The organism is Mesorhizobium sp. WSM4845 (assembly GCF_055811455.1).
The window spans coordinates 54,198-77,939 of record NZ_JBVVQA010000017.1 but is presented as its reverse complement, the minus strand read 5'-3'; the positions used below and the strand labels follow the sequence as shown (position 1 = coordinate 77,939).

The window sequence follows — 23,742 nt, the reverse complement described above, 5'->3', positions numbered from 1 at the left end:
ACGCGCAAAGGACGCGGTGGAATTTTGATTTTGCACATGATCCGGGGTCATGCGGCAAATATAGGAGACGACGATGGCAGGCGGTTCCATTCCCCATTTCCAGAACGATGCGGGTTATGCGGCGATTGACATCGGCGTCAAGGAATTCATGTGCACCGGCGCCAACCCGCCTTTCGACCATCCGCATGTGTTTCTCGACATGGGCGACGACAATGAAAAGGTCTGCCCCTATTGCTCGACGCTTTATCGCTATTTGCCAAAGCTGAAGGCGACGGAAACGCAGCCTGCCGGATGCCTCTATATCCACCAGGCCGCCTGACGCGCACACCATCCGATGGACGACACCCGGTCCGGGCAGGTCGTTATCGCCGGAGCCGGCGTCGCCGGACTGACCGCGGCACTGGCGTTTTCAGAGCGCGGCTATCTGGTGCGGCTGTTCGAACAGGCGCCGCGCCTCGAAGCGGCCGGCGCCGGCATCCAGCTCTCACCCAACGCGACGCGCATCCTTCGCCAGCTCGGCGTGCTCGACCGGCTGTTGCCGGCGGCGGTGCGGCCGGAAGCGGTCGTGCTCAAGGACGCCGCCACGCTGCGTGAGCTGGCGCGGGTGCCGCTTGGCGAAGCGGCCGAAAGGCGCTGGCAGGCGCCTTATCTCGTCGCTCATCGGGCTGATCTGCAAGACGCACTGATGGCGCGCCTTGCCGAACAGCCGGACATCAGTCTCGTCACCGGCGCGCGCGTCGGCGGCATCGCCACAGGACCGCGCCATGCCACGGCTACAGTCGAGATTGCCGGCAAGACAGTCGAAGCCGGCAGCTTTCTGCTGATCGGCGCCGACGGCGTCTGGTCGGCGATTCGAGCTTTTGGCGGGTTTGCGGCCAAAAGCCGGTTTTCGGGCGAGCTTGCCTGGCGCGCTACGATCAGTGCAGACAGTGTCGCAGGAGAAGCCCTCGCGGAGGTCGGCGCCGCCAATTGCGTGACTACCTTCCTGCATCCCGGCTTCCACCTCGTCGCCTATCCAGTCAGCAACGGCATGGCGTTCAACCTGGCTGCCTTCACCAGGGGCGAGATCATCGCCGAGCGCTGGTCGGGCCACGCCGACGCCAATATCCTCCTCGGCGCCATGCGTGGCACGGCGGCAGCGCTGGCCCGGCTTGCCGAGGATGCCGGCCCGTGGACCGCGTGGCCGATCCATACGGTCGACCAGGCACAGCCATGGACGACGCCCGCCGGCATCGCCCTGATCGGTGATGCGGCGCATGCAATGACGCCGTTCGCGGCGCAGGGGGCGGCGATGGCGATCGAGGACGCCGCAACCCTTGCCGGCTTTGTCGCTGCCACGCCCGCCGATCCGTGGGGCGCGCTTGCCGCCTGGGAGAAGATGCGCCGCCCGCGCATCGCCAAGGTCTCCCGCCGCGGTGCGGTCAACCGGCTCACCTGGCATGCAGCGGGGCCGGTGGCCGTCGCGCGCAACCTGTTCCTGAAGTGGCGCTCGCCGGAAAAGCTCGCGGCCGATCTCGACTGGCTTTATGGCTGGCGGCTGCCGGATAGCAATCGGCAATGAAAGCTCGACCGGTTGGCGGGACAGCGCCCCCCTCTGTCCTGCCCTCTTTGCCAAAAACTTGGCATCTCCCCCACTTGGGGGGAGATCGGCCGTCACCTCGGCTTTTGCCAATCTCCAACGTTGCAGGATGAAGCGCGGCGCCGAAACTGAATATCTCCCTCCTTGTGCCTCCTTGTGGGGGAGATGTCCGGCAGGACAGAGGGGGCGCGCCGGAATGAGGCGCTGATTACCCGGAGCATCAATTATAAATCCGCATCGACAGGTCGAGTGAGGCCGGCAGCGGATTCCACCAGCCTGTCCGCAGGCCGGCGATACGCAGAGCCGCCGCTGTCCAGGTGTTGCAGCCAACCAGCGCATTGAAATGGCCGTTGGCTTCGTAGAAGCGGTCGAACTTGGAACAAGCGGCATTCTCGATCAGGATCGGACCGTTAGGCCCTTGCTGGAAACTCGCCCCGATGAAGTCGAGCAGCGCTGCAAAACGCTGCTCGCTGATGTCGAAGCCGGCGACGTCGGGGTGCGGCTCGACAATGTTGCCGGCGACATCGACATGCATCACCGATGCGTCCAATGTCAGCACCTTCATCACCGGCGCCGCCTTCAGTTCCGACCAGGTCGGCGTCTCCAGATAGAAGGCGCGGCCTCCCCAGCCGAAGACGATGTAGCGGACCCCAGCCATGTCGGCCGGAATGCCGCCACCGACCAGGAAATGGAAGCGCTTGCGCACGTCGTCATCGACCGGGATGGCGATATCAGTGTGGATCGGATTTTTCAGCACCAGGACGTGCCTGGTGGCGGCGGGATCGGCGGCGGCCGCCGGCAAGAGCGGCCGTGGAATGAATGTGCCCAGAACCACGGCAAGCACGATTGCCACCACCAGAATGGCGAGAAAACGCCCAAGCTTTTTCACGAGGGACGGCTTTTTCATGAGGAACGGCCTCGCAATCGGGGCGCAATCGCCTGCTGACGGCTCAGACGCAAAAGAGCCCGGCAGGGTTTCGGCCGGGCTCTTTTGATTCGCGTGAGAGCAATCAGTGCAGGATTTGCGACAGGAACAGTTTTGTGCGCTCGTGGCGCGGATTGTCGAAGAACTCGGCTGGCGTGTTCTGCTCGACGATCTGGCCCTGGTCCATGAAGATCACCCGGTTGGCGACCTTGCGTGCAAAGCCCATCTCGTGGGTGACGCAGAGCATGGTCATACCCTCTTCGGCGAGGCCAACCATCGTCTCCAGCACTTCCTTGATCATTTCGGGATCGAGCGCCGAGGTCGGCTCGTCGAACAGCATGATGCGCGGATTCATGCACAACGAGCGGGCGATGGCGACGCGCTGCTGCTGGCCGCCGGAAAGCTGGCCTGGATATTTGTTGGCCTGTTCCGGAATCTTGACGCGCGTGAGGAAGTGCATGGCGATTTCCTCGGCCTGCTTCTTCGGCGTCTTGCGCACCCAGATCGGCGCCAGCGTGCAGTTTTCCAGGATGGTCAAATGCGGGAACAGGTTGAAATGCTGGAACACCATGCCGACCTCGCGGCGCACCTCGTCGATCTTCTTGAGATCGTTGGTCAATTCCTTGCCGTCGACGATGATCTTGCCCTTCTGGTGCTCTTCCAGCCGGTTGATGCAGCGGATCATGGTCGATTTGCCCGAGCCCGAAGGGCCGCAAATGACGATGCGCTCGCCGCGCATCACCTTCAGGTTGATGTCCTTCAGCACATGGAATTCGCCGTACCATTTGTGCATGGCGATGATGTCGATGGCGACATCGGTGGTGGAAACCTGCATCTTGGCGGCATTGACCTTGATCTCTTCCGCGCTGACTGCATTTTCTATTGTCATGGAAGGTTCCCTTTTTTGTTCTTAGCGCTTGTGGCCGGTGTCGAGCCGGCGTTCCGTGAACATCGAATAGCGCGACATGCCGAAACAGAACAGCCAGAAGACGAAGGCAGCGAACACCAGGCCGGACCTGGCCGTTTGCGGCGTTGCCCAGTTGGGGTCGTTAAAATTCTGTTTGACGACGCCGAGCAGGTCGAACATCGAGATGATCGAGACCAGGCTGGTGTCCTTGAACATGCCAATGAAGGTATTGACGATGCCGGGAATAACAAGCTTCAGCGCCTGCGGCAGCACGATCAGGCCCATTTTCTGCCAGTAACCGAGGCCGAGCGAATCCGCACCCTCATACTGGCCCTTGGGGATCGCCTGCAGGCCGCCCCGCACCACTTCGGCCATATAGGCAGCGGCAAACAGCGAAACACCGATCAGCGCGCGCAGGAACTTGTCGAAGCTGACGCCGGCCGGCAGGAACAGCGGCAGCATGACGCTGGCCATGAACAGCACGGTGATCAGCGGGATGCCGCGCACCGTCTCAATGAAGATGACGCACAGCATCTTGACGATCGGCATCTTCGAGCGCCGGCCGAGCGCCAGCACGATGCCGAGCGGCAGCGACACAGCAATACCGACGAAGGACAGGGTGAGCGTCACCAGCAGCCCTCCCCATAGCGGGGTTTCGACATGCGGCAGGCCGAACACGCCACCAACCAGCAGGATGAAGGCAAAGATCGGCAGCGCCCCGAAGAACAAGATGGCGTTCAGCCCCTTGCGCGGCACCTTCGGGATGAGCAGCGGCACCAGAAGCGCCACGAACAGGATGGCGACCAGGATCGGTCGCCAGCGCTCATCGATCGGATAGCGGCCGAACATGAACTGGCCGAACTTGGCGTTGACGAAGGCCCAACAGGCGCCGGACCAGCCGTCCGGCTGGATGCCGCCCTGTGCCGCCGTGGCGCAAAAGGTACGGTCCGCGCCGGTCCATTGGGCGTTGATGAAGGCCCAGCTGAGCAGTTGCGGCAGGATCATCGCGACCAGCACGATGCCGATGATGGTCAGGATCGTGTCACCGGTCGACGCAATCAGGTTCTTGCGTATCCAGGCGCCCAGGCCGCGCTCGCTTGCAGGCGCCGACTGTGCCAGCGCCATTTCGACGCGGACGAAGGAAAGATCGTGCTCCTGCATGTCTCTACCTCTCCACCAGCGCCATTCTGGCGTTGACCACGTTCATGACCGCCGACGTCAACAGGCTGAGTGCGAGATAGACCACCATCATGATCAGCACGCACTCGATAGCCTGGCCGGTCTGGTTCAGCACCGTGCCGGTCGTCGCAGTCAGATCCGGGTAGCCGATGGCGATGGCCAGCGACGAGTTCTTGGTCAGGTTCAGATATTGGCTGGTCAGCGGCGGAATGACGATCCGCATGGCTTGCGGAATGACGACAAGCCGCAGGATCGATCCCGGCCGCAGCCCGAGCGCACCGGCTGCTTCGGTCTGACCCTTATTGACGCCCATGATGCCGGCCCGCACGATTTCGGCGATGAAGGCCGCCGTATAGAAGGACAGCGCCAGGTAGAGCGACAGGAACTCCGGCTTGACCTGAAAGCCGCCAGTCAGGTTGAAGGTCGATTGCTTTGGATAATCGAAGCTCAGCGGGAAGCCGCTGAGCGCGTAGGCCAGCAACGGCAAGCCGATGATCAAAGCCGCCGATGTCCAGAACACAGGGAATTGCTGGCCGGTCGCCATCTGCCGCTGACGCGCCTTGCGGGCGACGAACCACGCCATGGCGATGCCGAGAAGCAAAGCGACCAGGATCAGCCAGGAGCCTTCGCCCCACACGGCTCGTGGAAAATAAAAGCCGCGTTGGTTGAGAAAGGAGCTGAACGGCAAATTGATGCTTTCGCGCGGCGGCGGCAGCACCGAAAGCACGCCGGAATACCAGAAGAAGATGACCAGCAGCGGCGGGATGTTGCGAAAGACCTCGACATAGACCATGCAGATCTTGCGGATCAGCCAATTGTGCGAAAGCCGGCCGACGCCGAGGATAAAGCCGATGATGGTGGCGGTGACGATGCCGGCGGCGGCGACGATGAGGGTGTTGACGAAGCCGACCACAATGGCGCGGCCATAGGTCGAATCCGACGAATAGGCGATGGCGCTGTCACTGATGTCGAAGCCGGCGCGGCCCCTGAGGAAGCCGAAGCCTGACGCAATGCGCAGGCGCGTCAGATTGTCTATGGTGTTTTGGACGATCCACCAGACCAACGCAACCAGCACGATGACGACCACCGCCTGGAAGACTATGCCGCGGACCTTTGGATCATTGATGAAGGAGCCGCGGCTTGGCTCCTCGCGAAGAATTTCCTGCGATGCCATTCGACCATCCCCTGGAAAGAGAAACCGGGAGGCAGACGATCTGCCTCCCGGATCACATTTCGATCAGCGGATCGGCGGAGAGTATTGCAGACCGCCCTTGGTCCACAGCGCGTTGATGCCGCGCGCGATCTTCAGCGGGCTGCCCGACCCGACATTGCGTTCGAACATTTCGCCGTAATTGCCGACGGCCTTGACGATGTTGACGACCCAGTCGTTGGAGACGCCGAGATCGGTGCCGATCTTGGTATCGGCCTCCTGGCCGAGCACGCGCTTGATCTCGGGATTTTCCGAGGCCTTCATTTCCTCGACATTGGCCTTGGTGATGCCGAGTTCCTCTGCCTGCAGTAGCGCAAAATAGGTCCACTTGACGATGTGGTACCACTGGTCGTCGCCCTGGCGCACGGCCGGTCCGAGCGGTTCCTTGGAGATGATCTCAGGCAGCACGACGTGATCGGCGGGCGCGCCCAGCGTCAGCCGGATGCCGTAGAGACCTGATTGGTCGGTGGTGTAGACATCGCAACGGCCGGCGTCATAGGCCGCGTCGACCTCTGACAGCTGTTCGAAGACGACGGGACTGTACTCCATCTTGTTCGTCTTGAAGTAGTCGGCGAGGTTGAGTTCGGTCGTGGTGCCGCTCTGCACGCAGACCGCCGCGCCCGAAAGCTGCAGCGCGGAATTCACCCCCGGCAGCTTCTTGGCGTTGATCATGAAGCCCTGTCCGTCATAATAGGTGACACCGACGAAGTTCAGACCAAGCGCCGTATCGCGGTTGATGGTCCAGGTGGTGTTGCGCGACAGAACGTCGATCTCGCCTGACTGCAGTGCGGTGAAGCGTTCCTTGGCACTGAGCGGCGTGAACTTGACCTTGGTGCCATCGCCGAACACGGCGGCCGCGACAGCGCGGCAGAAGTCCGCATCGATGCCTTGCCAGTCGCCCTTGTCGTCCGGCGCCGAGAAGCCGGCCAGACCGGTCGACACGCCGCATTGGATGAAGCCCTTGGCCTTGACGTCGTCGAGCGTGGCCGCCGACGCGGCCGAAGCCACCAATCCAAGCGCGGCGGCGCCCAGAATGCCGATTGCAATGTGTTTCATAACCCACAGACCCTTTTCTGTTTTTTTCAGGCGAACCTGACTTTTTTTTCCGTGTGAACGCAGCTTCCCGTTCCGGCCCATTACCGGAACCCGCATCGCAACCGACGCGCTGCCTCCCATTCACGAACTGCATCGAAGGCGATTATCACAGTGAGGTCAAGGAAAATGACCGAAACCCAAAGAGTTTCAAACCATTTGCCGCAAATGCCTGAATTGCAGTCAAACGCGCCCGAAAATTAGCCAGCAACTGCGAGGTCCGGCCAACGCGAATCGGAGCTGGCTTCTAAAATCCGTCTTCGGGGAGGCAGCGCCGCGCCGGAAAGCCATCGGAACGATTGGCACAACCAGTCCGCCGGCTGGCGGTTGACGAACGGTTGCGCGGCCAATGCCGCCGCACTATGGCTGGCGCTTCATCAGAGGCGAAGCGCAATGGCAAAAGACGGCAATGAAATGGGCATCAACACGCGGCTTGCCCACTCGGGCAACAATCCGCATGACTATTTCGGCTTCATCAACCCGCCGGTGGTGCATGCCTCGACCGTGCTCTTTCCCAACGCGGCGACGATGGCGGCACGCGGCCAGAAATACACCTACGGCACGCGCGGCACGCCGACCACCGACGCGCTTGCCCGCGCCATCGACGGACTGGAAGGATCGGCCGGCACGATTGTGGTGCCCTCCGGCCTGGTGGCGGTGACAGTGCCGCTGCTCGCCTTCCTGTCGGCGGGCGACCATGTCCTGATTGTCGATTCCGTCTATTACCCAACCCGCAATTTCGCCGACACGATGCTGAAACGGCTAGGCGTCGAGGTCGAATATTACGATCCGCACGTCGGCGCCGGTATAGCGGCGTTGATCAAATCCAACACCAAGGTCGTGTTCACCGAATCGCCGGCCTCCAACACTTTTGAGGTGCAGGACATACCGGCCATCGCCAGCGCGGCACACGCCGCAGGTGCGATCGTCATGATGGACAACACCTGGGCAACGCCGCTCTACTTCCGCCCGCTCGACTATGGCGTCGACATCTCGATCCATGCGGCGACGAAATATCCGGCTGGCCATTCCGACGTGCTGCTCGGCACCGCGTCGGCCAACAAGGCCTGCTGGAAACAGCTTTGCGAGACGTTTTACACGATGGGCTGCTGCGCCGGGCCGGACGATGTCTATCAGGTGCTGCGCGGCCTGCGCACCATGGGTGTGCGCCTCGACCACCATCAGCGCAGCGCTCTGGCCATCGCGGGCTGGCTGGAGGGCCAGCCGGGCGTGGCGCGTGTGCTGCATCCAGCGCTTGCCAGCCACCCCGATCACGATCTCTGGAAACGGGACTTCTGCGGCTCGAGCGGCATTTTTTCGATCGTGCTCAAGGGCGGCGGCCAGAAACAGCAGCATGCCTTCCTCGACGCGCTCAGGATATTCGGCCTCGGCTATTCCTGGGGCGGTTACGAGAGCCTTGCTGTGCCGGTCTTCCTCGGCGACCGCGTCGTCGCCAAGGGTCCTTATGATGGCCCGCTCATCCGCCTGCAGATCGGGCTTGAGGATGTCGAGGATTTGAAGGCCGATCTGGCGCGCGGCCTCACTGCGGCGGCGGGTTGAGCTACGGTAGCGAGCTTCCAAAACCGATTCAGAAAACGCGCTCAACCTCTTGAAAAGACTAGCCGGATCACGCTGTGTAGCTGCTCCGGCTGGCGGCCGGACCTCGCCTGATCTACCCGCGTCGCGCAACAATATTTCCCAAATCCGCTATTTCTCGGATTGGTTTGGCTTTCGAATTCAGCAGTCTGGCGTCATTGCAAGGCGTTTCAAAGTTCAACACTCCTCGGGGATCAACCCCAGAGTGGGATAAACCCCAGAGCACCCATGGCCTTTCGTCTTTTTTCTCCCATACTGGCCGGCGCGACACTGCGCGAGCGCATGATCGCCTGTTTCGGTGCGACGATCGGCATTGCGCTGACCGGCGCGATCGGTGGCCTCGTGCTCGGCAGCGGCCCGCATGTGCCGCTGCTCGTGGCGCCGATGGGTGCCTCGGCCGTGCTTTTGTTCGCAGTGCCGGCGAGCCCGTTGGCGCAACCCTGGTCGATCATCGGCGGCAACACCATATCGGCGCTCGTCGGCGTGATTGTGGCGCGTTTCATACATGAGCCCGTCCTTGTGGTGGGCATTGCGGTATCGTTGGCCATCGCCGCGATGTCGTTCACACGCTGCCTGCATCCACCAGGCGGCGCGGCGGCTCTGACGGCGGTGTTCGGCGGCCCGGCCGTCATCGACGCCGGCTTCCTGTTTCCGTTCGTGCCGGTGGCATTGAACTCGATCGTGCTGGTGGCGCTCGGATACGGTTTTCACAAGCTGACGCGACGGACCTACCCGCATGGTACCACCGCTGCGTCAAGGAACAGCCACGGCACCATCGATCCACCGGCGCAGGAGCGTATCGGCTTCCGGCCCGAGGACATCGATGCTGCGCTCGGCGCTTTGGAGGAGACGTTCGACATCGACCGCAACGATCTCGAACGGCTACTGCGGCAGGTGGAGTTACAGGCGATGGTGCGCACGCACCGGACCTTGCTGTGCGAGGATATCATGTCGCGCGACGTGGTTGCCGTGGACGAGCATGCTGATGCCGACGAGGCGCGTCATCTGCTGCTCGATCACAATATCCGGATGCTGCCGGTCGTCGACGCGGAGGCCAAGCTTATCGGCGCCGTCGGACTGCGCGAACTGGCGCGGGCGGCGCAAGCGGTGAAAAGCGTGACAAAGGCCGTGGCGACTGCCTCGGCGAGCGCGCCGGCCATGGGCCTCCTGCCGGTGCTTACCGACGGCCGCAGCCACGCCGTCGTCATCGTAGACGACAACCAGCACATCCTCGGCCTCATCACGCAGACCGATCTGCTGGCCGCAACGGCACGCGCGCAAGCTGGCGACAAGGCGTTGGCGGAAGCGGCAGCGTAAGCGGTGCCGGCCGCCGGGAAAAATGTTCGGGAACCTTTTCGCGGTTAGCCCGTCCAATGTTTCGATCGGAGGATTTGCTTCCGGTCATGAGATTGGCTCGCGATGAGGAAACCGGCCATATCTGCGACCGTCATGCCCGCCGCATCTGGCGAGATGCAGCTTGTCGGCCGTGCGCTGGCGCGCGAGGGCGGAGCCTTCCACACGATTATCAAAATGCACAACCAGCGACTCTATCGTATCGCCCGCAGCGTCGTCCGCAACGACAGCGAGGCTGAAGACATCGTGCAGGAGGCCTATGTCAGGGCCTTTGCCCAGCTCGGGGATTTTCGCGGCGAATCCTCTCTCGCCACATGGCTGTCGCGCATCGTCATCAACGAGGCGCTTGGGCGTTTGCGCAAAAGGCGGCGAACGGTAGCGATGCCGCAAAATCTACAAGCCGAAATCATCAAGTTCCCCCTCAATCCCAGCGACGATCCGGAGCGGATGATGGCGCAACGGCAGATCCTCGAGCTTGTCGAACGGGCGACCGATCGCCTTCCCGATGTCTACCGGACAGTATTCGTGGCGCGGGTGATCGAAGGTCTCAGCATAGACGAGACCGCCGAATTGCTTGATGTGCGGCCCGAAACCGTCAAGACCCGGCTGCACCGCGCCCGCGCCCTCGTGCGCAAGGCGCTGGCCGATCAGATCGGCCCGGTGCTGCTCGATGCCTTCCCCTTCGCCGGCCGCCGGTGTGAACGGCTGACCGCCGCGGTGATGCAGCGGCTTGGCTTTACAGACTGATTTTCCCGAATTCCCGGGAACGTTTGCTCCCTTCCGGCATCCAATCATCGTCAACTGAAAATGCCCGGAGCCAACCGCATCCGGCGAAGGAGAACGTCATGTTTATTCGATCGACCACCGCACTGGCCGCGCTTTTCCTGCTCAGCGCAGCGACGTCGGCGCAAGCCTCCGACAAGCCGAGCGACCCGCAGATCGCGCACATCGCCTACACAGCCGGCGTGCTTGACGTCGAGGCGGCCATGCAAGCACTGAAGAAATCGAAGAACAAGGAGATTCTCGATTTCGCCAAAGACATGGTGCGAGACCATGAAGCCGTGAACAAACAGGCGCTTGACCTGGTCAAGAAGCTCAACGTCACGCCAGAGGACAACGCCACCAGCAAGGCGCTAACCAAGGCGGCGGCCGAGGAACGGGCGAAGCTCGCCAAGCTCGACGGCACCGCGTTCGACAAGGCCTATGTCGACAACGAGGTTGCCTATCACAAGCAGGTCAACGGCGCGCTCGAAACCCTGCTGATCCCCTCGGCTGAGAATGCCGAACTGAAGAGCCTGCTGGAGACCGGCCTGAAGCTATTCCAGGGCCATGAACAGCATGCCGAACATGTCGCCGGCATGCTGAAATGAGAACAGCACCGACGGTGTCGAAACGGCATCTGTGGATTGCAATGGCGTTGAGTATTGCTGCCGCACCAGCCAAGGCCGAAACGATTGAGGTGACGATCGAGAAGCTTGTATTTTCGCCCGCGAGCATCGAGGCGCAGGTCGGCGATACGATAGAGTGGGTCAACAAGGACGTGTTCGCCCACACGGCGACCGTCAAAGGCGGCTGGGAGGTGGTTATCCCGCCGAACACATCAGCGGGCATGGCCCTTCAGAAGGCGGAAGCGTTCGACTATTTCTGCCGCTTCCACCCCAACATGAAAGGCCATCTGACGGTGACGTCGCCCTAGCCGTGCCAGCGGAGACCGCCCTGCGCGCGCAGGGCGGTCGGGCCGCGTCAAGCCGCCTGGTAGCGAGGCGCCGGCTCGCCGGTCTGCGTCGCGGCGAACAGGGCGGTGGGGGCGGCGTCGTAGGTTTCCGACAGCGCGACGGTCTGGTCGAGGTCCGCCAGGATGCCCATGATCGGCGAACGAAACATGCTGTGCTGACGCCACTCGGAAAAGCGCGATACCAGCAGGCATATGTCGTGTGGTCGAGGCCAACCGGCGCGTCGAGGCGATTTTGGGGGCGGCCGCGGCCGAAAAGCTGAGGAGCCTCGCCGACGATGTCGCCTCGCAGGACTTTCTCGACGCCTATGTTTCGAAGCCGGCGGGCAGCACCGAATCGTCGGAGCGTTAGAGCGCCGCGCATCCTCTGGGACGCGCCACGGACGGTCTGGTCTAGTCTTTCTACGACCAGCGACCGCCGCTCGAATGCAGGCGGACGACAATCTGTGCTAAAGTAACCCTATGAAAGCATGGCTGGAAGCGGCAAAGAGCCGGGCGCGCGACATCAAGCTCGATGTCGTCGCCTTGTGGTTCGCCGCACGCGATCCTCGGGTGCCCTGGTCCGCGAAACTCGTGGCGGGGATGGTGGCCGCCTATGCGCTTTCGCCAATCGACCTGATCCCGGATTTTATTCCGGTGCTCGGCTATGTCGACGACCTAGTCATAGTACCGCTCGGCGTAATCCTGGCCATAAGGCTTGTTCCGCCGTCGCTGATGGACGAGTTTAGAGCGCAGGCTGCCGCGCTCGAAACACGCCCGCAAAGCAGGACGGGAATGTTCTTCATCGTGGCACTCTGGCTGGCTTTGGCAGCTTTGCTGATCTGGGTTTTTTGGCCCACCCACGCCAAATAGCCCGATCAGGCTTGCACTTGAAATCGCCTTGCCTGCTGCGCCGGCGGCCTAAGACCCTAGCGCCAGCCACGCCGTCCCGGCAAGCAGCGTAACCAGCGTCAGCGGCAGCCCGACCTTGAAGAAGGCGGCGAACGACAGAGGCGTGCCGGAGACCCGCGCGTACTCGGCGACGATCAGATTGGCGACTGAACCGAGCAGCGTGAAATTGCCGGCCAGCGTCGAGCTCATGGCGACGACCAGCCAGGCGCGCTCGGGGTCTTCCAGGCCGGGTATGCACGGCCGCAGCGCCAGCACAGCCGGAACATTGCTCATGATGTTGGACAGCACCGCGGTGAAGCCGGACAGCCGCCAGACGTCGTCCAGCCCGAGGCCTTTTGCCGAGGCTATGATGTCGGGCGTGAGCAGCGTCTTCTCGGCGCCGGCGACGACGATGAACAGGCCGGCGAACATGAACAGCAACGGCCCGTCGATCTCGCGGTAGATGCGCGCCGGCTTTATGGCACGGGTCACGAGAAGAATGGCCCCGCCGATGAGCGCCGCCTTGGCGACCGGAACGCCGGCAAAGAAGGCGATCGCCAGTCCGATGCAGACCACCACCGCCTTGAGTACCTGGCCCGGCAACATGCGGCCGCGATAGACTTCGGGGCTGAGTTCGGCCTTGCGCGCGAACTCGGCGCGATAGACGATGCGCACGATGACGACGACGGCGACGAGGCCGAACAGCGCGACCGGCGCCAGGGCCGCCGAAAAGGCCGGATAGGAAATCCCCGACAGCGCGCCGATGACCATATTCTGCGGGTTGCCGGTGATGGTGGCGACACTGCCGCAATTCGACGCTGTAGCGGTGGCGATCAGATAGGGGACAGGGTTTCGGTTGATGACGCGGGTGACGTGGACGACGATCGGCGCCATGACCAGGCAGATCGCGTCGTTGACCAGAAACGCCGACAGAACGCCGGTCAGCAGCGTCACCATCGCCAGCAGCATGAACGGCGCGTGCGCATGCTCGATGGCAATGGCGCCGAGCGCACGGAAGGCGCCCGAGACCTTCAGATGCGCCACGACGATCATCATGCCGAGCAGCAGCGTAATGGTGTCGAAACTGATGGCACGGTAGGCATCCTCCAGGCTGAGCGCGCCGATGGCGATCATCGCCGCACCGCCGAGCAGCGCGATGCCTGCCCGGTCGAGGCGCAAGCCGGGGAACCTGCCGACGGCGACGCCGGCATAGGTCAGGATCAGGATCAGCAGTGCCGCCGCGCCCATCAAAGTCATTCGTGGAAAAGCCCCGTTCAGATCCGCCCTGCCCCACGCCCTAAGGGCAGCCGGCGCAAGCTGTGATTCCTGCCGCCATACTCACCCGAACTCAATCCGATCGAGCGAGCCTTTTGGCAACATCAAAGATTGATGTGACGCGCGCGCCGTCGAACCATTGGCGCACATCGGCCAACAGACAATCACACGGGCAGAATATCTCGTAAAACGCCGGGTAGGGTTCCGTCAAAAGATGAAAGGTTTGGAAGACGCCCAAGCTCATCGAAATCGTGGGCTCTATCATGCCCTGAACACTCGGCTGACGCGGGGAACAAGCAGCCGATTGCGGAGTTGGAACGGCGGTAGAGGTTTGCCGGTATGAGACCCACTCCCGTGCTGCAGTACATTTATAGGATAATTGCTCGCGACGTTTTTCTCGTGCTTGCGCGTGACGCTCTTTGCGCGGCGTGGCCGCAATGACGCAGCGCGATCGTAACTCCACTTCACCACGGGAAGACAAGAAGGACGGCATAGGGCGAGCACTTGGACTCGGCCTTATCACCGGCGCCGCCGACGACGATTGCTCGGCGATCGGCACCTATGCAAGTGCCGGCGCGCGCTTTGGCCCGGACCTGCTTTGGACCGCTCCTGTAACGCTGCCGATGATGTACACGGTCGTGTATCTCTCGTCGAAGCTTGGACAGGTTTCGGGCTGCGGCCTCTTTCATGCGATCAAGGACTTCTATCCCCGATGGCTGCTCTGGGCTGTCCTGGTGGGCGTGCTGATCGGCAACACGATCGAAGCAGCCGCCGATCTCGGCGGCATGGCTGCATCCATCAACATCTTCCTTCCTGTTCCGATTCCCCTCATTGTGGTTGTAGTCGCGGCCGCTATCTTTGCTCTCCAGCTTTGGGGCTCTTACAAGCTCATACGCAACATCTTCCGCTGGCTCGCGCTGGCCCTGCTTGCCTATGTCGGCTCGGCCATCATGGCGAAGCCGGATGCGGCAGCCGTGCTGTGGGGAACCCTTGTTCCAAAAATCCAGTTCAGCCGCGAGTTCCTGTCCATTCTGGTGGCCATCATCGGCACCACCCTTTCAGCCTATCTCTACACCTGGCAGTCGAATGAGGAGGTGGAGGAAGAGATTGCCGAGGGGAGAACGACGCTGAGGAAGCGCAAGGGCGCCACGGACGGTGAACTGCGCCGTTCCCGCCGCGATATCCTGATCGGCATGATTTTTTCCAACCTCATCATGTACTTCATCATCCTGTCGACAGGGTCTACGCTCTATGAAGCCGGTGAGCACGACGTCGAGACCGCCGCTCAAGCAGCCGAAGCTCTCAAGCCGCTCGCTGGTGCAGCCGCCGGCGTACTGTTCGCTGCCGGCGTGATCGGGGTCGGGTTCCTTGCCGTTCCGGTCATGACGACAGGTGCCGCATACGATCTGGCGCAGGCGGTCGGGTGGGAGCACAGCCTTCATGCCAAGCCGCGTGAGGCGCCAAAGTTCTATATCGCGATCGGCGCCTTCACGCTGATTGCTGTTGGCCTGAATTTCCTGGGTTTCAACCCAATGAAGGCGCTCGTCTGGTCCGGTATCGTGCAGGGCTTTTCCACGCCGCCACTGCTTCTTCTCATCATGCTGATGACGAACAACCCGCGGATCATGGGAGACAAGGTCAACAGCCGGACAACCAACGCCCTGGGGTGGGCTACTACGATCGCAATCTTTTCCGCGTCTATGGGGCTGGTGGCGACCTGGTTTATCTAGGTCACCATTACGCTCGCGCTCATGCCCGGCAATTCGAGCTCACTTTCAATGTGGGGTTGGCAATGAAGAAGTTGGTCTGCACATCTGCCACAGCTACCGCGCTCCCGGCGGCATGGCCAAGTGCGCGTGCTTCTGGAAGATCGCGATCTTGTCGGGATAGGTGATGCGGATCTCGCGTCCGCATCCCTCGCACTTGTAATGGGAAACGACCTGAAACCACCTGCCGTTCTTGATGACGGTGAAGTTGCACTGCGGGCATTGGAAAGTCAGGCCAACAGAGAATAGGCTGGGAGACAGGGACATTGCAGCACTTCTTGTCAGTCCGGCGGATCGACGACGAAGGATGCGGCAATCAAATCGTCGGCATCGATTCTGCCCTTGCCGTCCTCCAGGACTGCTGCGACCTTTCGAAAGGTCTTCAGTTCGTTTTCGGTAATCCGGGCGCCGCGCATCCTCTCAGCGAGGTCAGCCACGCGTATTCGCAGCGCCTGCGACGCTCCAATCTCACGGTTCGACATGGTGATCACATTCCTCGTCGCTCGACTTCCCGCCGCACCTTTCGGCACGGCGGGTCCAGTCGCTTAGCTCATTCGATGACTTTGATGATCTTGCGCGTGCCCGGGTCAACCACAACGGTCCGGTTGTCGACCACCACGTAACGGTATTTTGTGTCGGGGACTTCATGAAGTTCGACGGTTTCGGGCAAGGTTGAGCCGATATTGAGCTCCACTCCAGGGATTTTCACCGATGCCAGCGGCTGCTTTTTGACATATTCCCTGATGACGGTCTCCTGTTCAGGCTCGATGACTACGTCCTGAGCGGCAGCGGCGCCGATACCGGCCAGCAACAGAAACCCAGCGGCTGCAGTGGAAAGACGCATACTCATAAGTGCCTCCTTTATGTGAGCTCTATTATGTGAGCTCTATTGCGCTGAACGGCATCGTCTTCGCGCCAGGTTCACCAAACCTCAGGCAGCCGCAAACGTTCCTTGGTTGGGCTTCGGTCTGATTCGAGACGGGACCTAAGTCTCACCTGTTTCGCGTAATAGCCCGGACACCGCGCCACCTGTAACTGCGGCTGCTCGTAGCAGTTGCTAGCTGTCAGCTCACGCAAGCCGATGGAGAATGGCGTCCACCAAGCCCGCTGGTTACTCGCCGCGGTCTTCGCCGTCTCCATCACGTTCCTGGCAAACGGTCGTTGGCCAGGGAACCGGCCGGACTTTGACGATTGGACCAAGAACGAACTGAGATCTGCGCAGCTACGTCCCTTCCTGCGCTGATAAGGACCACCCGCCATTCCTCATTTGGCGGGTGGTCCACAATCACGCCCAAGTCCACCCGAGCGAGGCCTGTCAGCGGTTCAAGGTCGCGAGGGCAGCATCACCTCACATCAGGTCTTCGGCAACCCCGTCGAATTTCCTGAGGCCTGCGCTTGGAGGCTTTTGCTCAAGAAGGCCCTGTTCAGATGCGGCCGCCTCGAAAGCAGCGAACGCAGCTTGATGACTGCAATGTCCGGCCAGGCACTCCTCGAACATTCGGATCGCTTCAAGTCGGGACGGCTTATCCATGGATGGCCATGGTTGCTTCAGCGCTTTCGCAGCGTCGGCTATCGACGCGATCGCCATCGCTTTGCCATTCAAGGTGATTGAAATCGGGGTGAACGCCGTCATTTTTAAAGCTCGCCGGGATTGAAGGCGGCTAAACGCAAAGACAAGGCAGTGGTTGCATGGTTGTGAATTCAGAGCGCCGCTGTCCGAAACGATCGAGGCTGAACACGCACGTCCGATAGCCTTGATCGTTTCGGCGGCGCCCGCGCTGAAGTCCTGCCTGGATTCGACCGGGAAGCCCCATCGTCCTTAACCGAACTGAAAACCAGCCCAGCAGCAAATACCGTGGAACCTTTCAAAGCCGCATGCCTTGTCCGTTCTTCATGGAAGGAGGTGCGAAATGAGCCTTGACATAGGAAAAGTCGCCATAGCCTTGCTTGGCCTGCTTGCCTACAAGAATAGGGACAAGATCGGCGAGTTAATCGCCGGTAGGAACTCGACAGATGCCAAAAACGCTGGCTCCACCGGCGGGCTCGGCGACATCCTGGAGCGTCTCAGGAATGCGGGTGCGGGCGATCAAGTCGATTCTTGGGTTGGTACAGGATCGAATCGCCCCGTTCAGCGCGACCAAGTCGAGAAAGCGATCGACCCGCAAACGTTGAGCGATCTCGCCGAGCAAACCGGATTGTCCCGCGAGGAACTTCTCGACCGGCTCACAAGTGAACTGCCCGACGCAGTGGACAAGCTTACTCCCGACGGCCAGATGCCTGTGAGTAAAGGTCCAAATCTCCTCGACGAGGCACCTGGAGCTAGTCGCACTTAGCACCAGGCTGAAAATGAAAGCCCGCGCCTCCCGGCGAGGACGCGGGCCGATCAGCGCATCGCCGATACTAGCCCAGAATGGACCCTGAAAATGCTGGCGATCCCGACAGGATTCGAACCTGTGACCATCGGCTTAGAAGGCCGGTGCTCTATCCAGCTGAGCTACGGGACCGCTGGCCGACGCCAAGGCCGGCTAATTTATGCGCTGGGACGGCTGCCCGGCATTTGCCGGTCAATGCGTCCAGGGCGTCCTGCGGTCATAGCGGAAATTCTCCGCATAGGAAATCTGGCGGCGCTTGGATTCCTTCGGCTCCTCGACGCGATAGGCCAGCCCCTCTTTCTCCGCATAGGCCACCGCCTCTTCCCTTGTGTCGAAGGTGAGCCTGATCTGGCTCCGCATGTCAGCCGACGTGGTGTAGCCCATCAGCGGATCGATTTTCTTGCGCATCTCGGGATCGAATTCCAGCACCCAGTGGCCGGTCTTGGCCTTGCCGGACTGCATCGCGGTTTTGGCTGGGCTGAAAATGCGCGCGGACATGAACACCTCGTTACTACGTGCAAGCGGCACCGCCGCTGTATTCCCGTCATTACTGCGCAATGCTGCCGGCGGCAAGGCCGAGCCTGCCGTACCCCTTCACGGCGGGCCACCGACGATAATTGCGCGATGTGACGGCCGTGGACAGGACGACCGAGATCGCGCCGGGCGTTTTCTTCCCGGCGGGGACGTTTTATCCGGGTTAACGGCAGCGTGCCGCTGGACCTGAGGTGGCGCTGCCGCGAAACCGTTGCGCCGGCCGGCATTTTCGACTCCGCTCTCGACCCGGGCCTGCCGTTTGTTGCGTTTTCGTCTTTTAGGGGTTGCGCAGCCAAGCCCGTAACCCTATACGCCGCCAAGGACTCGGAGTGTAGCGCAGCCTGGTAGCGCATCTGGTTTGGGACCAGAGGGTCGGGAGTTCGAATCTCTCCACTCCGACCATCCATTCACCGGAAATCACCGGCCGTGCTGCCGGCGCACCTGCGCCGGACAGCATCTGCGACTGACGAAGCACCCAAGCGACCAACGGGCAGCCCGGACTTCCCGGGGTGCCCGCCTGAAGCTTGCGAAGCGTCAGTCCTGGATGAACGCCAGGAGATCCGGATTGATGATCTCCGGGTGGGTGGTGCACATGCCGTGCGGCAGGCCCTTGTAGACCTTGAGCGTGCCGTGCCTCACGAGCTCGGCGGCAAGCAGGGCTGAGTCGGCAATCGGCACGATCTGGTCATCATCGCCGTGCATGATCAGGACGGGCACGTCGATCTTCGTCAGGTCTTCCGTGAAGTCGGTCTCGGAAAAAACCTCGATGCAGTCGTAGTGGGCCTTGGCTCCGCCCATCATGCCCTGGCGCCACCAATTGTCGACGGCCCCTTGCGAAACCTTGGCGCCCTCGCGATTGAAGCCATAGAACGGGCCGGCCGGCACATCCCTGTAGAACTGGGCGCGGTTGGCGACCAAAGCGGCACGGAAGCCGTCGAAGACCTCGATCGGCAGGCCGCCGGGGTTGCTGTCGGTCTTAAGCATGATCGGCGGCACCGCGCCGATCAGCACCGCCTTGGCGACGCGCCCTTCGCCACCGTAGCGGGCCACGTAACGCGCCACCTCGCCGCCGCCGGTCGAATGGCCGATATGGACGGCGTTCTTGAGATCAAGATGCGCGACCAGAGCCGCGACGTCGGCGGCATAGGTGTCCATCTCGTTGCCGGTCGCGGTCTGTGTCGAGCGGCCGTGCCCGCGCCGGTCATGCGCGATGACGCGATAGCCCTTGTCGAGGAAGAACAGCATCTGGTTGTCCCAGTCGTCGGCGCTCAGAGGCCAGCCGTGATGGAACACGATTGGCTGGCCTGTGCCCCAATCCTTGTAGAAAATCTCGGTGCCGTCCTGGGTGGTGAATGTGCTCATCGTCGTGCTCCTTGCTGCAGTTGGCTGGCTTGGTGGGGGGAAGGTTCGTTCCTTCTGTGGACAAGCTATTGCAACGGAGTAATGGTGAGTATTGGCAAAACAGACATTGAACGTGGCAAAACTGACAGATGCATGCGGGGCGTGATCGGGTCGAAATCGGGCTTGTGGTGTATCCCGGCGTTCAGCAAGCGGCAGTTCTCGGTCTGACCGACCTGTTCCAGCTGGCCAACCGGCTGGCTGCCGACCGTTCGCCGGACGCGCTGAGGCTTCGCGTCAGCCATTGGCAGTGGCAGGAAGCGAGCCAAACCGTCATCCGCAGCTTCGACAGCGAGCCCGGCCCCGACAATGGACCTGCCATGGTCATCTTGCCTCCGACCCTGGGCGATCCGATCGCTCGCGAGGCGGCCGCGCCCTATGCCGACTGGCTCAGGGCCCGCCACGCTGCCGGCGCGACGCTCGGCTCGGTCTGCGCCGGCGCCTTCGTGCTTGCCGAGGCCGGTCTGCTGTCGGGTCGTGCGGCGACCACGCACTGGGCCTATCGCGACGCGCTGGCGATGCGCTTTCCCGACATCCTACTCGATGCCGACAAGCTGGTCATCGATGACGGCGACATCATCACCGCCGGCGGCTATACGGTCTGGACCGACCTTGGCCTGAAGCTCGTCGACCGGGTGCTTGGGCCGACCGTGATGATGGACACCGCCCGTTTCATGCTGGTCGACCCGCCGGGACGCGAGCAACGCTTCTACAGCCCCTTTGCACCCAGGCTGAACCATGGCGACGAGGCCATCCTCAAGGTGCAGCACTGGCTCCAGGCGAGAGGCGCTCGCGATGTAACGCTTGCCACCATGGCGGAGCATGCGGCCTTGGAGGAGCGGACTTTTTTGCGCCGCTTTCGCAACGCCACCGGCCTCAAGCCGACCGAGTATTGCCAGCACCTGCGCGTCGGCAAGGCGCGTGAGATGCTGCAAGCGACGACCCGATCCATCGACCAGATCGCCTGGGATGTCGGCTATGACGATCCCGGCTCCTTCCGCAAAGTGTTCGCCAGGATAACCGGCCTGGCGCCGGGCGATTACCGCAGGCGCTTTGGCGCGGAACGAGCGGCGGTGGTGGGCGTAGGGAGTTGAGTTATCATCTCGTTGAAGGCAAGCTCGCCGGGAAGAGAACCCCAACCGCCTCATCTCCCGGCGAGCCTACAACCTGATTTGATACGCATCAGGACCGGGGTTAGCCGGCAAGCTTGCATGTGCAAGAGAGATGCCAGTCAATGTTTCCCGAAATGGGACACCGACCGGAGCTTTTTCCTTCTCTCCTTGTAGTAGAAGGTGGATCGGCGCGTCGCGCCGAGCCGGATGAGGGGTGCTGGAAGAAATGAGGCGCTGGCGATCCTGTCGCAGTGCGCCCGATTTGGACGAGGGTGTTCGCCAAGCTGGAACACCCTCATCCGACCGAGCTTCGCTCGGCCACTTTCTCCCACAATAAGAGGAGAATGGAAGTTCTCCCACCGCCTAAATCTCGAACTCGCCCTGCCCCTCATCCATGGCGCTGACGGTTTCGGCGGCGAGCGCCCTTGTGATCGGCGTCTTGCGTTCCAGTGCCGTGCGGTCGAGCCGCTCGACCACGCGCATCGAGGTGGCCAGCGAGCGCTCGATGCGGCGCACCAGATATTGCACGACGTGCGGCTCGACCTCGACCTGGCGGTCGGCGAACAGTTTGGTGATGACACCGGCCAGCAAGAGATCGTCGGGCTCGTGGATCTCGACCATCGCCGCCGCCTTCAGCCGCGATGCGAGGTCGGGGAGCCTGACACCCCAGGCGGACGGAAAGCGCCGCGCGGTCAAGAGCAAGGTCGAGCTGGCCGCGCGCACCGCGTTGATCAGATGGAACAGCCCCTCTTCATCGACCGGACCGGCATCGACATCGTCGATCAGGGCCGGCCGCGCGCCGAGGCTCGCCATGCAGTCGCCGATCCGCCCGGCGTCGACCTTCACTGCGCCGGCGCGGGCGCGCCAGATCGACGCCAGATGGGTTTTTCCACAGCCTGCGGGGCCGGCGAGCACGACCACCGGCGACGGCCAGTCCGGCCAGCGATCGAAAAGCGCCACCGCCTGGCTGTTGGTGCCTGAGACGACGAGTTCGTCGCGGGAATAGCCGGTGCCGTGGCCGAGATCGAGCGGTAACTGGCGCGGCGGGTCGATCTTGTTGTCCGGCATCTGGCTCAACTGCGCGGCCCACCGCTCCCGCGGCGACGCGCCGGCAGCGGCGGCACAGGTTCGGTGTTGTGGCCCTTGTAGAGCGGCGACTCGAGATAGCGGGCGATGGCAAAGCGCACCAGGACGGCAACGGCGGCCGAGGCCGGCACGGCGATCAGCAGGCCGACGAAGCCGAACAGCGCGCCGAAGGCAAACAGCGAAAACATCAGCCACACCGGATGCAGGCCGACGCTTTTTCCGACCAGCCTCGGCTGCAGGATGTTGCCCTCGATGAACTGGCCGACGAAGAACACGCCGGCCACCGCCGCGACCATGGTCCAGTCCGGCCAGAACTGGACGAAGGCGACGCCGACGGCCAGCACCAGCCCGGTCAGCGAGCCGACATAGGGGATGAAGGAGATCAGCCCGGCGAACAGCCCGATGAGGATGCCGAAATTCAGGCCGGTCAAGGTCAGCCCGGTGGCGTACATGGCGCCTAGTACCAGGCACAGCGTGCCCTGGCCGCGCACAAAGCCGGCGGTGGCGGTGTTGATGTCGTTGGCGATCGCCCTGACGGTCTGGACATAATCGCGCGGCACCCAGCTGTCGACAATCGTCACCATGCGATCCCAGTCGAGCAGCATGTAGAAGGCGACGACGGGCGTGACGACGAACAGGCTGACCACCGAGACCAGCGCCACGCCGGAACTCCAGATCGAGGTGAACACCGTGGTCAGCAGGCCGAAGCCGGAGGTCAGCAGCGAGTTCAACCCTTCGCGCAGGCCATTGGCGTCGACGCCGAATTGCTCTTCCAGCCATCTCGGATCGAAGCTGGTGATCAGGCTCTGCAGCCGGGTCAGGTATTCCGGCAGCTTGCTGGCAAAATCGGCCATCTGCGAAGCCAGCACCGGAATGAGGATGACGAAGGCCAGCACCAGAACGACGATGAAGGCAAACAGGATGACAATCGTCGCCATCAGCCTGGACAGGCCGAGCCGCTGCAGCCGGTCGGCGACCGGGTCGAGGAAGTAGGCGAGCACCATGCCGGCGACGAACGGCAGCAGGATGCCGCTGAAGACATAAAGGAAGATCGCGAGGATGATGGCGCTGATCAGCCAGAAGCGGATTTGGCGCCGAAACACGCCAGACGCGGCCGCATCGGCAGCGGCAGCTTCGGCTGCCGCGTCGATGTTCTGGTCAGGTATCCGGTTTGGAGCCTTCGCCATAGCCGCTCATATGCCTCAGCCAAGCCACGAGATAGGCCGCGGCCGAAGCCACGGTCAAGACCCCGGACAGCAATATGAGCACCGGCCTGAGCGGATCGAGATCGATGGCGAGGGCCAGTTCGCCCAGCACCACCGCCGCCAGCCCGATCTGGACGGCGGTGTTGGCCTTCGACACGAACAGCGGCTTCATCTCGACCGGGTGGGCCATGACGGTGGACAAAACGACGGCGCAGACGATCAGCGCATCGCGCGACACCATGGTGACGACCAGCCACAGCGGCAATTCACCGATGAAACCCAGCACCACGAACACCGAGACCAGCAGCAATTTGTCGGCCATCGGATCGAGATAGGCGCCAAGCTGCGAAAACTGGTTGAAATGGCGGGCGATGAAGCCGTCGACGCCGTCGGAAATGCCGGCGATCAGGAAGCCGGCGAAAGCCCAGTCCCAGCGCCCCTGCAGCATGGCCAGCACCACGCCCGGCACCAGCACGAAACGCATGATCGTGATCATGTTGGGGATGGTCAAACGCATGTCCCGTCGCTTCTGTTTTGATGATACATGATAG

At 62.3% G+C, this 23,742-nt stretch carries 28 protein-coding genes and 2 tRNA genes; 13 read left to right on the top strand and 17 right to left on the bottom strand.

Going from position 1 to position 23,742, the window contains the following annotated elements:
- Positions 1-73 precede the first annotated feature (73 nt).
- A complete protein-coding gene (locus AC0L2C_RS19905) occupies positions 74-319 on the top strand; it encodes a zinc-finger domain-containing protein (protein WP_473524220.1) in 246 nt (81 codons plus the stop codon).
- A 15-nt stretch (positions 320-334) separates the two neighbouring features.
- A complete protein-coding gene (locus tag AC0L2C_RS19900) occupies positions 335-1,561 on the top strand; it encodes an FAD-dependent monooxygenase (protein WP_473524219.1) in 1,227 nt (408 codons plus the stop codon).
- Positions 1,562-1,799: 238 nt separating this feature from the next.
- Here the strand turns inward: AC0L2C_RS19900 and AC0L2C_RS19895 are convergent, their stop codons facing one another.
- The 5 genes from AC0L2C_RS19895 to AC0L2C_RS19875 all read right to left on the bottom strand — a co-directional run bounded on the left by AC0L2C_RS19895 (position 1,800) and on the right by AC0L2C_RS19875 (position 6,856).
- A complete protein-coding gene (locus AC0L2C_RS19895; RefSeq protein WP_473524218.1) occupies positions 1,800-2,486 on the bottom strand; it encodes a TIGR02117 family protein in 687 nt (228 codons plus the stop codon).
- Between the two features lie 103 nt (positions 2,487-2,589).
- Positions 2,590-3,393 carry an amino acid ABC transporter ATP-binding protein gene (locus tag AC0L2C_RS19890; RefSeq protein ID WP_023800620.1) on the bottom strand — a complete coding sequence of 268 codons (804 nt, stop codon included), beginning with the start codon at positions 3,391-3,393 and terminating at the stop codon, positions 2,590-2,592.
- A 21-nt stretch (positions 3,394-3,414) separates the two neighbouring features.
- Positions 3,415-4,572: an amino acid ABC transporter permease gene (locus AC0L2C_RS19885; protein ID WP_128185496.1), complete on the bottom strand. Its 1,158-nt coding sequence runs from the start codon at positions 4,570-4,572 to the stop codon at positions 3,415-3,417.
- 4 nt (positions 4,573-4,576) lie between these two features.
- The gene (locus AC0L2C_RS19880; protein ID WP_091590650.1) at positions 4,577-5,764 is read right to left on the bottom strand and encodes an amino acid ABC transporter permease; all 1,188 of its coding nucleotides are present in this window, start codon (positions 5,762-5,764) and stop codon (positions 4,577-4,579) included.
- Between the two features lie 63 nt (positions 5,765-5,827).
- The gene (locus tag AC0L2C_RS19875) at positions 5,828-6,856 is read right to left on the bottom strand and encodes an amino acid ABC transporter substrate-binding protein (protein ID WP_128169208.1); all 1,029 of its coding nucleotides are present in this window, start codon (positions 6,854-6,856) and stop codon (positions 5,828-5,830) included.
- Positions 6,857-7,285: 429 nt separating this feature from the next.
- Here AC0L2C_RS19875 and AC0L2C_RS19870 point away from each other — a divergent pair, with 429 nt between their 5' ends.
- From AC0L2C_RS19870 to AC0L2C_RS19850, 5 genes are all read left to right on the top strand, one after another.
- Positions 7,286-8,452 carry a cystathionine beta-lyase gene (locus AC0L2C_RS19870; protein ID WP_473524217.1) on the top strand — a complete coding sequence of 389 codons (1,167 nt, stop codon included), beginning with the start codon at positions 7,286-7,288 and terminating at the stop codon, positions 8,450-8,452.
- A gap of 264 nt (positions 8,453-8,716) precedes the next feature.
- Positions 8,717-9,805 carry an HPP family protein gene (locus AC0L2C_RS19865; protein WP_287363378.1) on the top strand — a complete coding sequence of 363 codons (1,089 nt, stop codon included), beginning with the start codon at positions 8,717-8,719 and terminating at the stop codon, positions 9,803-9,805.
- A 102-nt stretch (positions 9,806-9,907) separates the two neighbouring features.
- Positions 9,908-10,588, top strand: a complete 681-nt coding sequence (locus tag AC0L2C_RS19860) for an RNA polymerase sigma factor (protein WP_287053773.1) — start codon at positions 9,908-9,910, stop codon at positions 10,586-10,588.
- Between the two features lie 98 nt (positions 10,589-10,686).
- Entirely contained in the window at positions 10,687-11,211 is a 525-nt protein-coding gene (locus AC0L2C_RS19855) for a DUF4142 domain-containing protein (protein WP_287216651.1), read from the top strand.
- Positions 11,208-11,537 (top strand): cupredoxin domain-containing protein, encoded by a 330-nt coding sequence (locus AC0L2C_RS19850; RefSeq protein WP_473524216.1) that lies wholly within the window; start codon positions 11,208-11,210, stop codon positions 11,535-11,537. The genes AC0L2C_RS19855 and AC0L2C_RS19850 overlap by 4 nt, the downstream gene beginning before the upstream one ends.
- Positions 11,538-11,584: 47 nt before the next feature.
- Here the strand turns inward: AC0L2C_RS19850 and AC0L2C_RS19845 are convergent, their stop codons facing one another.
- Complete coding sequence (locus AC0L2C_RS19845) at positions 11,585-11,725, bottom strand: hypothetical protein (RefSeq protein WP_287363376.1); 141 nt, start codon at positions 11,723-11,725, stop codon at positions 11,585-11,587.
- 50 nt (positions 11,726-11,775) lie between these two features.
- Here AC0L2C_RS19845 and AC0L2C_RS19840 point away from each other — a divergent pair, with 50 nt between their 5' ends.
- Both AC0L2C_RS19840 and AC0L2C_RS19835 read left to right on the top strand, forming a co-directional pair.
- On the top strand, positions 11,776-11,925 hold the full coding sequence (locus tag AC0L2C_RS19840) for a hypothetical protein (protein WP_287053771.1): 150 nt from the start codon (positions 11,776-11,778) through the stop codon (positions 11,923-11,925).
- A 110-nt stretch (positions 11,926-12,035) separates the two neighbouring features.
- Positions 12,036-12,425 carry a YkvA family protein gene (locus tag AC0L2C_RS19835; protein WP_287053770.1) on the top strand — a complete coding sequence of 130 codons (390 nt, stop codon included), beginning with the start codon at positions 12,036-12,038 and terminating at the stop codon, positions 12,423-12,425.
- 48 nt (positions 12,426-12,473) lie between these two features.
- On the opposite strand, the gene AC0L2C_RS19830 is transcribed toward AC0L2C_RS19835, so the two are convergent.
- Complete coding sequence (locus AC0L2C_RS19830) at positions 12,474-13,700, bottom strand: anion transporter (RefSeq protein WP_287363375.1); 1,227 nt, start codon at positions 13,698-13,700, stop codon at positions 12,474-12,476.
- 455 nt (positions 13,701-14,155) lie between these two features.
- Between AC0L2C_RS19830 and AC0L2C_RS19825 the strand changes: the two genes are divergently transcribed.
- Positions 14,156-15,448: an Nramp family divalent metal transporter gene (locus AC0L2C_RS19825; protein WP_287363388.1), complete on the top strand. Its 1,293-nt coding sequence runs from the start codon at positions 14,156-14,158 to the stop codon at positions 15,446-15,448.
- Between the two features lie 93 nt (positions 15,449-15,541).
- On the opposite strand, the gene AC0L2C_RS19820 is transcribed toward AC0L2C_RS19825, so the two are convergent.
- The 4 genes from AC0L2C_RS19820 to AC0L2C_RS19805 all read right to left on the bottom strand — a co-directional run bounded on the left by AC0L2C_RS19820 (position 15,542) and on the right by AC0L2C_RS19805 (position 17,117).
- Positions 15,542-15,751: a hypothetical protein gene (locus AC0L2C_RS19820; protein ID WP_023800632.1), complete on the bottom strand. Its 210-nt coding sequence runs from the start codon at positions 15,749-15,751 to the stop codon at positions 15,542-15,544.
- Positions 15,752-15,765: 14 nt separating this feature from the next.
- On the bottom strand, positions 15,766-15,966 hold the full coding sequence (locus AC0L2C_RS19815) for a hypothetical protein (RefSeq protein ID WP_023800633.1): 201 nt from the start codon (positions 15,964-15,966) through the stop codon (positions 15,766-15,768).
- 68 nt (positions 15,967-16,034) lie between these two features.
- Positions 16,035-16,334: a DUF1236 domain-containing protein gene (locus AC0L2C_RS19810; RefSeq protein ID WP_023800634.1), complete on the bottom strand. Its 300-nt coding sequence runs from the start codon at positions 16,332-16,334 to the stop codon at positions 16,035-16,037.
- Between the two features lie 498 nt (positions 16,335-16,832).
- Complete coding sequence (locus AC0L2C_RS19805) at positions 16,833-17,117, bottom strand: DUF982 domain-containing protein (RefSeq protein WP_051407872.1); 285 nt, start codon at positions 17,115-17,117, stop codon at positions 16,833-16,835.
- 277 nt (positions 17,118-17,394) lie between these two features.
- Here AC0L2C_RS19805 and AC0L2C_RS19800 point away from each other — a divergent pair, with 277 nt between their 5' ends.
- On the top strand, positions 17,395-17,817 hold the full coding sequence (locus AC0L2C_RS19800; RefSeq protein ID WP_023800637.1) for a YidB family protein: 423 nt from the start codon (positions 17,395-17,397) through the stop codon (positions 17,815-17,817).
- Between the two features lie 94 nt (positions 17,818-17,911).
- Here the strand turns inward: AC0L2C_RS19800 and AC0L2C_RS19795 are convergent.
- Together AC0L2C_RS19795 and AC0L2C_RS19790 are read right to left on the bottom strand one after the other, a co-directional pair.
- Positions 17,912-17,988 (bottom strand) — tRNA-Arg (locus AC0L2C_RS19795).
- Between the two features lie 60 nt (positions 17,989-18,048).
- Complete coding sequence (locus AC0L2C_RS19790; protein ID WP_023800638.1) at positions 18,049-18,354, bottom strand: ETC complex I subunit; 306 nt, start codon at positions 18,352-18,354, stop codon at positions 18,049-18,051.
- A gap of 361 nt (positions 18,355-18,715) precedes the next feature.
- Between AC0L2C_RS19790 and AC0L2C_RS19785 the strand changes: the two genes are divergently transcribed.
- Positions 18,716-18,792: transfer RNA gene (locus AC0L2C_RS19785), tRNA-Pro, on the top strand.
- Positions 18,793-18,924: 132 nt separating this feature from the next.
- On the opposite strand, the gene AC0L2C_RS19780 is transcribed toward AC0L2C_RS19785, so the two are convergent.
- Complete coding sequence (locus AC0L2C_RS19780) at positions 18,925-19,752, bottom strand: alpha/beta fold hydrolase (RefSeq protein ID WP_473524215.1); 828 nt, start codon at positions 19,750-19,752, stop codon at positions 18,925-18,927.
- Positions 19,753-19,880: 128 nt separating this feature from the next.
- On the opposite strand from AC0L2C_RS19780, the gene AC0L2C_RS19775 reads away from it, so the two are divergent.
- Positions 19,881-20,882 (top strand): GlxA family transcriptional regulator, encoded by a 1,002-nt coding sequence (locus AC0L2C_RS19775; protein ID WP_473524214.1) that lies wholly within the window; start codon positions 19,881-19,883, stop codon positions 20,880-20,882.
- A 381-nt stretch (positions 20,883-21,263) separates the two neighbouring features.
- Here the strand turns inward: AC0L2C_RS19775 and hdaA are convergent, their stop codons facing one another.
- The 3 genes from hdaA to AC0L2C_RS19760 are packed head-to-tail and all read right to left on the bottom strand — an operon-like array spanning position 21,264 to position 23,702.
- Entirely contained in the window at positions 21,264-21,968 is a 705-nt protein-coding gene (hdaA, locus tag AC0L2C_RS19770) for a DnaA regulatory inactivator HdaA (RefSeq protein WP_473524213.1), read from the bottom strand.
- A gap of 5 nt (positions 21,969-21,973) precedes the next feature.
- Positions 21,974-23,173 carry an AI-2E family transporter gene (locus AC0L2C_RS19765; RefSeq protein WP_128185526.1) on the bottom strand — a complete coding sequence of 400 codons (1,200 nt, stop codon included), beginning with the start codon at positions 23,171-23,173 and terminating at the stop codon, positions 21,974-21,976.
- Positions 23,145-23,702, bottom strand: a complete 558-nt coding sequence (locus tag AC0L2C_RS19760; protein ID WP_023800643.1) for a CDP-alcohol phosphatidyltransferase family protein — start codon at positions 23,700-23,702, stop codon at positions 23,145-23,147. Before AC0L2C_RS19760 ends, AC0L2C_RS19765 begins: the two co-directional genes overlap by 29 nt.
- Between the last annotated feature and the right edge of the window lie 40 nt (positions 23,703-23,742).

Bases quoted from the DNA above. Each gene is read 5' to 3' on its own strand.
- AC0L2C_RS19905 (WP_473524220.1), top strand. From the start codon at position 74: ATGGCAGGCGGTTCCATTCCCCATTTCCAGAACGATGCGGGTTATGCG.
- AC0L2C_RS19900 (WP_473524219.1), top strand. From the start codon at position 335: ATGGACGACACCCGGTCCGGGCAGGTCGTTATCGCCGGAGCCGGCGTC.
- AC0L2C_RS19895 (WP_473524218.1), bottom strand. From the start codon at position 2,486: ATGAAAAAGCCGTCCCTCGTGAAAAAGCTTGGGCGTTTTCTCGCCATT.
- AC0L2C_RS19890 (WP_023800620.1), bottom strand. From the start codon at position 3,393: ATGACAATAGAAAATGCAGTCAGCGCGGAAGAGATCAAGGTCAATGCC.
- AC0L2C_RS19885 (WP_128185496.1), bottom strand. From the start codon at position 4,572: ATGCAGGAGCACGATCTTTCCTTCGTCCGCGTCGAAATGGCGCTGGCA.
- AC0L2C_RS19880 (WP_091590650.1), bottom strand. From the start codon at position 5,764: ATGGCATCGCAGGAAATTCTTCGCGAGGAGCCAAGCCGCGGCTCCTTC.
- AC0L2C_RS19875 (WP_128169208.1), bottom strand. From the start codon at position 6,856: ATGAAACACATTGCAATCGGCATTCTGGGCGCCGCCGCGCTTGGATTG.
- AC0L2C_RS19870 (WP_473524217.1), top strand. From the start codon at position 7,286: ATGGCAAAAGACGGCAATGAAATGGGCATCAACACGCGGCTTGCCCAC.
- AC0L2C_RS19865 (WP_287363378.1), top strand. From the start codon at position 8,717: ATGGCCTTTCGTCTTTTTTCTCCCATACTGGCCGGCGCGACACTGCGC.
- AC0L2C_RS19860 (WP_287053773.1), top strand. From the start codon at position 9,908: ATGAGGAAACCGGCCATATCTGCGACCGTCATGCCCGCCGCATCTGGC.
- AC0L2C_RS19855 (WP_287216651.1), top strand. From the start codon at position 10,687: ATGTTTATTCGATCGACCACCGCACTGGCCGCGCTTTTCCTGCTCAGC.
- AC0L2C_RS19850 (WP_473524216.1), top strand. From the start codon at position 11,208: ATGAGAACAGCACCGACGGTGTCGAAACGGCATCTGTGGATTGCAATG.
- AC0L2C_RS19845 (WP_287363376.1), bottom strand. From the start codon at position 11,725: ATGTTTCGTTCGCCGATCATGGGCATCCTGGCGGACCTCGACCAGACC.
- AC0L2C_RS19835 (WP_287053770.1), top strand. From the start codon at position 12,036: ATGAAAGCATGGCTGGAAGCGGCAAAGAGCCGGGCGCGCGACATCAAG.
- AC0L2C_RS19830 (WP_287363375.1), bottom strand. From the start codon at position 13,700: ATGACTTTGATGGGCGCGGCGGCACTGCTGATCCTGATCCTGACCTAT.
- AC0L2C_RS19825 (WP_287363388.1), top strand. From the start codon at position 14,156: ATGACGCAGCGCGATCGTAACTCCACTTCACCACGGGAAGACAAGAAG.
- AC0L2C_RS19820 (WP_023800632.1), bottom strand. From the start codon at position 15,751: ATGTCCCTGTCTCCCAGCCTATTCTCTGTTGGCCTGACTTTCCAATGC.
- AC0L2C_RS19815 (WP_023800633.1), bottom strand. From the start codon at position 15,966: ATGTCGAACCGTGAGATTGGAGCGTCGCAGGCGCTGCGAATACGCGTG.
- AC0L2C_RS19810 (WP_023800634.1), bottom strand. From the start codon at position 16,334: ATGAGTATGCGTCTTTCCACTGCAGCCGCTGGGTTTCTGTTGCTGGCC.
- AC0L2C_RS19805 (WP_051407872.1), bottom strand. From the start codon at position 17,117: ATGACGGCGTTCACCCCGATTTCAATCACCTTGAATGGCAAAGCGATG.
- AC0L2C_RS19800 (WP_023800637.1), top strand. From the start codon at position 17,395: ATGAGCCTTGACATAGGAAAAGTCGCCATAGCCTTGCTTGGCCTGCTT.
- AC0L2C_RS19790 (WP_023800638.1), bottom strand. From the start codon at position 18,354: ATGTCCGCGCGCATTTTCAGCCCAGCCAAAACCGCGATGCAGTCCGGC.
- AC0L2C_RS19780 (WP_473524215.1), bottom strand. From the start codon at position 19,752: ATGAGCACATTCACCACCCAGGACGGCACCGAGATTTTCTACAAGGAT.
- AC0L2C_RS19775 (WP_473524214.1), top strand. From the start codon at position 19,881: ATGCATGCGGGGCGTGATCGGGTCGAAATCGGGCTTGTGGTGTATCCC.
- hdaA (WP_473524213.1), bottom strand. From the start codon at position 21,968: ATGCCGGACAACAAGATCGACCCGCCGCGCCAGTTACCGCTCGATCTC.
- AC0L2C_RS19765 (WP_128185526.1), bottom strand. From the start codon at position 23,173: ATGGCGAAGGCTCCAAACCGGATACCTGACCAGAACATCGACGCGGCA.